The organism is Diplocloster agilis, assembly GCF_019042275.1.
GTDB lineage: Bacteria > Bacillota > Clostridia > Lachnospirales > Lachnospiraceae > Diplocloster > Diplocloster agilis.
The window spans coordinates 218771-225393 of sequence record NZ_JAHQCW010000003.1 but is presented as its reverse complement, the minus strand read 5'-3'; the positions used below and the strand labels follow the sequence as shown (position 1 = coordinate 225393).

At 46.4% G+C, this 6623-nt stretch carries 7 protein-coding genes; 1 reads left to right on the top strand and 6 read right to left on the bottom strand.

The annotated features are described in order from the left end of the window. Positions 1–960, bottom strand: a 960-nt coding sequence (locus KTH89_RS03480) for a helix-turn-helix domain-containing protein (RefSeq protein WP_238720638.1), incomplete at its 3' end; no start/stop codon positions are given. A gap of 228 nt (positions 961–1188) precedes the next feature. Here KTH89_RS03480 and KTH89_RS03475 point away from each other — a divergent pair. Continuing rightward, on the top strand, positions 1189–2079 hold the full coding sequence (locus tag KTH89_RS03475) for a MerR family transcriptional regulator (RefSeq protein ID WP_330654771.1): 891 nt from the start codon (positions 1189–1191) through the stop codon (positions 2077–2079). 96 nt (positions 2080–2175) lie between these two features. Here the strand turns inward: KTH89_RS03475 and KTH89_RS03470 are convergent, their stop codons facing one another. The 5 genes from KTH89_RS03470 to KTH89_RS03450 all read right to left on the bottom strand — a co-directional run bounded on the left by KTH89_RS03470 (position 2176) and on the right by KTH89_RS03450 (position 6616). Beyond that, positions 2176–3357 (bottom strand): SDR family NAD(P)-dependent oxidoreductase, encoded by a 1182-nt coding sequence (locus tag KTH89_RS03470; RefSeq protein WP_238720637.1) that lies wholly within the window; start codon positions 3355–3357, stop codon positions 2176–2178. Beyond that, a complete protein-coding gene (locus tag KTH89_RS03465; RefSeq protein ID WP_238720636.1) occupies positions 3347–3787 on the bottom strand; it encodes a GNAT family N-acetyltransferase in 441 nt (146 codons plus the stop codon). Before KTH89_RS03465 ends, KTH89_RS03470 begins: the two co-directional genes overlap by 11 nt. Positions 3788–3818: 31 nt before the next feature. Continuing rightward, the gene (locus tag KTH89_RS25085) at positions 3819–4238 is read right to left on the bottom strand and encodes a DUF3795 domain-containing protein (RefSeq protein ID WP_238720635.1); all 420 of its coding nucleotides are present in this window, start codon (positions 4236–4238) and stop codon (positions 3819–3821) included. 90 nt (positions 4239–4328) lie between these two features. Beyond that, positions 4329–5093 (bottom strand): DeoR/GlpR family DNA-binding transcription regulator, encoded by a 765-nt coding sequence (locus KTH89_RS03455; protein WP_158343021.1) that lies wholly within the window; start codon positions 5091–5093, stop codon positions 4329–4331. A 170-nt stretch (positions 5094–5263) separates the two neighbouring features. After that, positions 5264–6616 carry a sugar phosphate nucleotidyltransferase gene (locus KTH89_RS03450; RefSeq protein ID WP_158343020.1) on the bottom strand — a complete coding sequence of 451 codons (1353 nt, stop codon included), beginning with the start codon at positions 6614–6616 and terminating at the stop codon, positions 5264–5266. Positions 6617–6623: the final 7 nt, after the last annotated feature.

The following is a 6623-nucleotide window of genomic DNA, read 5'->3' as shown; positions in this document are numbered from 1 at the left end:
CTGAAATACCTTAATACCGAGCTTCTCTGTCAAATAATCGAAAACCTTTATGACCTGGTCCTGAGATTTCTCTTGTAGTACAAAAATAAGCATAAGAGAGCAGTTACGGAAAAAGAGGGTAAGGAAAGCCTGAGTGCTGTTATCCCGTCCGCCTTCTACCGTATCAAGTTCGATCACTGGAATATCAGGATTCTCTTGTATGAACTTTTGAAAATCCTCGTAAGTTCGTCCTATACGGAATTCTTTTGCAGCCAGACTTACTCTTGTACCGGTTTTTCTAGGCTTACATTTGTAACGTACCTTGCGACGCAGATCGATGTTCTTGGCAGTAAAAACGCCCAGGTCTATATAATTGTAGAGCGTCTTTCTGGAACAAGGAATCTCATGCCCGTGAAAGGCATAAATGTGAGCGAGAGACTGCCCCTGAGAGAGCAATGGAGAAATAAGGTCATCAAGCAGAGCGATGTCAGCAGCATTTTGATTAATGCCTTGCCTGCAAGATACGAGTAGTTCCTGTGAGGACTTATCTGCATTCTGAGCAATGTAGAATGCTTTATTTTTATTACAGGTTCTGCTTTTTGCACAATTATTACAAACAAAAGGAGCTTTAGAAATAGAAGGACATTGGGGCTCAAGGTATTCCGGACAAAGAGTTGTGCAAACAGGAGTGCGTAAACTGGTGTTATAACAGTATTTACAGACTTTCACACAATTAGGTTTGTCACAAAGAAAACGCAAGGAGCACTCCTTAAATCTGGCACAGCGCAGAGGATGACTTTTATCAACTGCATGTTTTTGAAAGGTGCGGTATTTCTTTACTTCTTTAGCAATAGTACTTGGGTGCTTCTCAAGTTTTCTGGCGATAGCAGCAAAAGACAGTCCATCGTTCAGGCCTTTTTCAATATGGATTCTTTGACTGGTGGTGAGGTGTTTTTGATCATATATTCTTTTCTTAGACATAACGAATCCTCCTACAATGGAGGAATCCACTAACCAATCAAACCATACCACAAATCGTGTAAGAGTAAAATCGTCAAACACGAATTTAAAGGGTGAAACAAGAATTAACTATTACATTTTAGGGTAATTTTTTATTTAGGTATTGACCCTCACGCATAGTGATAGTGTAATGTATTCTTTAGAGATGTTACAAAACATTCCGCTGCCGGCCGGAAAGACATTCTCTGAATGAAAAAAGAAGGTGATTTTGAAATGATGACGGTAAAACAAGTATCCAAGCTTGCGGGAGTCAGTGTGAGGACTCTGCAGTTTTACGATGAGATCGGTCTTTTAAAGCCCACCGATACCACTGCCGCCGGATACCGGCTGTACGATGATGAGGCTTTGGAAACCCTTCAGCAGATTCTGTTTTTCAAAGAACTGGATTTCACATTAAAAGAAATACAAATCATTATGAATGATCCCTTGTTTAACAGGGAAACCGCATTCAGAAAACAGCGGGAATTGATACAGTTGAAACGTGATCGTCTGAATTCCCTGTTGGGACTATTGGACAAATTGATAAAAGGAGAAAAATGTATGGATTTTAAAGATTTTGATATGAGTGAATATTTTCGTATTTTAAATGAGTTTAAAGAAACGCACACGGACGAGATTGTGAAACGGATGGGTAATATGGACGCTTTCGACGCAATGTTTTCAGATCTGAAATCCCGGGAGAAAGAAATCGCGGATATGGCGGTAAAACAGTACGGCAGTATAGAAGCTTTCACAAGCGCCATGGAAAAAAGTTTTCAGGATTTTCTGTCCGGCGGACCAGCCGTTTCTCCAACCGAGGCCGGCAGTCTTATCGAGAAAACGGATGAGATTACAAGAAGGCTTACGGCAGATCTGGCTAAGGACGTCTCCTCCCCTGAGGTTCAGGACATCGTCCGGGAGCTGGTTGCATTTACGAATGAATGCAACAAAGGCATCGATATGGGAGAAAACTATTGGCCTATGATGGCTGAGAATTATCTATCGGTTCCCGTGTATATTGAAGTGACCGATAAAAAATATGGGGAAGGCGCGTCAAACTTTATGGGACGGGCGTTGAAATGTTATCTTGACGGAAAGTAAAATCCCGAAGATCATAGCAGGGGCGTTCTGCCGGGCAAGCCGTCCGGCACAACGCCCCTTCCTAATTAGCTTGGAGCATGCTTTTGCTTTATTCTATTACAGGATTTCGTCCAACATGCGAATCCACGACAGGATGGCATCGGAATGCTCTTTTCGTTTATCAGGATTTTTTTCATATCCCTGTAAGAGTTTATACTGACGCTGATAATAACGTTTTAATTTTTCGAAGTGGTCCCTGTAGACCGTGAATCCATTTTCCGATTCCGCCGTTAATTCTTTTTCCTGCTGCAACATATCGCTTTGAAACTGGCCGGCCGATATTCCCACCGTCTTTTTGAAATCGCGCAACACCCATTGGCGCTCAAATATATTCCGTTCCATCCAGCCGTTGTATTGCTCTTTATATATCTGTATTATTTTGCGGATCATGGCCGGATCCGTTTGTGCTTTCCCGGCTTTATCGGAATTTCCCGAATCTGTAACTGAGAGCAGGCCGCAGTCCATCAGCGCCTGGATCGATCCGATCTCCTGTCCGTTATATTTTTCCGCGTGCAAAACGGATACGGCAAAACCGCAGCCAGCCTCCCGGGCGCTTAGCATATGACTGTCATTCATTGCATAGAATTCTTCCGTGGTCAGCCCCATCTTTTGCGCTACCATCTCAATCCCATGCATGGCAGTGTCTGTTTTTACCAATCCCGGCCCGATGGAATAGGTGAAAACATCCGTGCCCTCCAGTTCGCCGGACAGGGTATTGCACAATTCTACCTGAGCGGTTTTGAAGACTTCGTATGCGCCCATATAAGGAGCGGCGCCCGATGACGGCACGAATACGATAGTTCCGGCATTTCTGCTGCGCATTTGGGGAAGGAAGAGCTGTGTCAGAAGGAGAGGGGCCCTGAAATTCACGCGGTAGCTTTTGTCCCAGTCTGCGCTTGATATCTCCTCCACATTTCCGATATAGATAACCGCGGCATTGTGCATCACCACATCGATAAATCCATACTTTTGTATGAGATAGCTATGCATTCTCCTGATCTGCAGCTCATCGGCCAAATCAATCTCATAAAACTCCATTCGGGAGTTTGGATACAGAGCGCCAAGAGACTGTACCGCCTGACTGCCCTTTTCCCTGCTAATGTCGGCTATAATTACCGCAGCGTCCATACAGAGAAACGCTTTGGCAGCCTCATAACCAATACCGCCTCCGGCGCCTGTGATCAGCACCTTTCGTCCTTTCAGCGCGTATCGGCAATCCTGCAATCTTTCATCTATCATGATTCATCCCCTTTCCCCATTCCATCCTGATCTCCGTGCAGCCTGTATTTTCATCGGTTCGTTCGCTTAAGGGGAAAAAGCCTTCCCTCTTATAGAATTTTACCGCACGTGCATTCTCTTTGTATACATGAAGGGTCAGGGTATCCTTCCGCTCTTTTGCATGGTCCAGCAGCGCTTTGCCGATCCCTTTTGACCGGTACGGCTTGTCCACAAAAAGCCCTGCGACATAGTTGCCCTGCAGGCCCACAAACCCCTGTATCACATCTTCCTCCACGTACACGTATATAGTGGATTCCGGGAGCATTTTCTTCACCGAGTCATAACAATTGACCCAGTAATCAGGGGAAATAAAATCATGGACTGTAATATTTACGTTTAGCCACATATTCAGTATGGCTTCCAAATCATTTTCTCTATACTCCCGAATCATTGGAACCTCCGTTTATTCTTCGTACTTCCTGTCACTTCCTGTCCGCCTTTCTTTGGCATTCACTGCACTCCAGGTCATGAATTGAAATAATACCTCCGCACTCCGGGCAGGTATAGCTCTCCTTTTGTTCTTCCATAAATGCCTCCAGCCCTTTTTCTTTCACGAGCAAGCTGTTATCCATAAGGCTTGCACCGTATCTTGTGCGATAGCTTTTTTCCAGATATCTGATCTGTTTGCAGGGATATTCGGCGCAATCAAAACAATAAATGAACCCCTTTTGCCGTACACAGTCCTTGATTTTACATTTTCGGCAATGTTCCGGCTTCCCTCTGTCGCTTTTTAAGCAGCCGTCACAGGGCTTTTTGTGATAACAATGTTTATAACAGACCATACAATTCATCCCGCACGGAGCAAACATTGCAGATTCGATCGGTTCATCCGGCATTCTCAATATACGGTACCTCTTTCTTAGAAAAGGCGCATAAATATTTACCGCCTGTTCCTACAGATTCTTATTTTCACTTAAAACGCTCCGCCTGATTCATATAATTTCCAGGCTATAATCTTTCAGGGCGTCCAGAACGTCATCCCCGGGCTTCTCTTCTACAATAAAACCGTTAAAATCATCCGCCCTGGCATATTTAAAAGTGCCGTCCGTATTGAATTTTCTGGTTTCCAACATCAAATAAATCATTTTGCTGACCGCGATCGCGCTCTGCTTCGTCATCCCGTCTTCCGCCGCGTAAGTATAGACGCTATTGTCAAACAGATCCACGCCAACCGCTCCCAAAAACGCCTTGTTAAATTTAAAATGAGAAATCTCTTCCATAGACATGCAGCCCATAAACCCGTCTTTTCCCGGGCCAAAGGTACCGCCAATAAACACCGTGTGAATCTTTGTATCCGGCACCGCCAGCGTGAGCATCACGTCAATCATATTCGTCACCACCGTCACCTTTAGCCCGGAGCTGACCAACAGCTTCGCTAGTTCCGTATTCGCCGTGGACACATCCATATAAATCATATCATCGTTCCGGATCAACCGCAGCGCCTTCTCAGCGATCCTGCGCTTGGCTTCTATATTCTTATCCTTACGCTGTACCACATTCAGCTCATGAGGTGTGATTCGATTCCGCACCGCTCCTCCATAAGCCCTCTTGAGCATTCCAGCCTTTTCCAGGGCGGCCAGATCCTTTCTGATGCAGTCCTCCGTCACCTGGAACAGCTCACTTAAATCTTTAACCCTGACCTTCCCCTTTTCATTTACCAGGGAAACAATCGTGTTCTGCCTCTCCTCTACAAACATCAAAACTCTCCTTTGATCTATTCTCCTGCAATAACCGTTTTCATTTTAATCAGAATAAGTATACCATGCCAACGGCGGGACGCGCAAACGGCAATTTAAAAAGCCGCAGCGTCCCCTTCTTACAGGTTCGCTGCGGCAATTTACATTTGTAAACAGGAATCTAATCTTCCTCACCAGGTCCATTCCAGGCGCTCGATGTCTTCCTCTACAAGCGTTTTTCCAATTTGCACTTCTATGAATTCGAGATCCGTGACAGCCCGCATGGCATGTTTCTGCCCCTTCGTGATGTAAGCTACATCCCCGCGCCGGACGTTTCGGACATGACCGTCGATGACCAGGTCTCCGGTGCCGTCGATGACGGTCCAGATTTCGTCGCGCATCAGATGGCGCTGGTAACTGATCGCCTGGCCTTCCTTGATCGCCAAATGCTTGGTCAGGGATTTGATCCCGTCTTCGTGGGTCATATAGTCCAGGACTTTGTATTCTCCCCAACGGCGTTCTTCATACATGGGCCGGTCATTGAGGCCGTCTACATAGGGCTTTAAGTAAGAACTTTTGTGTTTATTCGAGACCAGGATACCGTCAGGGCTGGCCGCCACCACAAGGTCCGTTGTCCCAAGCACTACCATCGGGATATCCAGTTCGTTGATGACGTGGGTGTTTACAGCGCCCTCCCCGATCGTTACCGGGCCGATCGCGGCTTCCTCCATCTCTTCGGTCAGGGTATTCCAGGTGCCCAGATCCTTCCATTTTTCCTGGTAAGGCACCATAGCTACGGACTTGGCCTTTTCCACCACCTCATAGTCGAAGCTGATCTTTTTCAGACGTCCGTAATTCTGACGGATTCCCTCGAAGGTAGTGCCTGCCTGGTATTTGTCAATGAGATCCATAAGATAGCCCAGTTTGTACGCGAAGACTCCCCCGTTCCAGAAAGCGCCTTCGGCAATTAACCGGCCGGCCTCCTCTTCCGAAGGTTTTTCCGTGAACCGCTCTACATGGTAGAGAGACCGGGTTTCCTCATCTTTGGCAGCGGCGTCTTTGGGTATGATGTATCCGTATTTGGCGGAAGGGTAGGTGGGCTTGATCCCCATCAGGACAATGTCCGCGGCGTTTTGCTGTACGGCCTCTTCCATTCTTTGGATGACATGGAAATATTCCAATTCCGCGTACGGGTCTACAGGAAGGACAAGTACCGGTTCCTCCGGGTCCGCCTTCTTCTCCAATGCTAAATAAGCGCTGGAGAGCGCGATAGCCGGAAAGGTATCCCTGCGCTCGGGTTCCACTACGATATTCACTTTCTCACCCAGCTGGGTCTTGATAAAGTCTACCTGGGAATCGTTGGTGGCTATGACGATGTCCGCCTTGATACCGGCCTCCTTGATCTGGCGGTAAACCCGCTGAACCATGGATTCATAGCTTCCGTCGTCTTTTTTTAATAACTTCAGAAATTGTTTGGACCGGTGGTCATTGGATAAGGGCCACAGTCTTTTTCCGGAACCTCCGGATAATAAGATAATATTCATGGAATGT

Bases quoted from the DNA above. Each gene is read 5' to 3' on its own strand.
- KTH89_RS03470 (WP_238720637.1), bottom strand. From the start codon at position 3,357: ATGATAGATGAAAGATTGCAGGATTGCCGATACGCGCTGAAAGGACGA.
- KTH89_RS03465 (WP_238720636.1), bottom strand. From the start codon at position 3,787: ATGATTCGGGAGTATAGAGAAAATGATTTGGAAGCCATACTGAATATG.
- KTH89_RS03450 (WP_158343020.1), bottom strand. From the start codon at position 6,616: ATGAATATTATCTTATTATCCGGAGGTTCCGGAAAAAGACTGTGGCCC.
- KTH89_RS03455 (WP_158343021.1), bottom strand. From the start codon at position 5,093: ATGTTTGTAGAGGAGAGGCAGAACACGATTGTTTCCCTGGTAAATGAA.
- KTH89_RS03475 (WP_330654771.1), top strand. From the start codon at position 1,189: ATGAAAAAAGAAGGTGATTTTGAAATGATGACGGTAAAACAAGTATCC.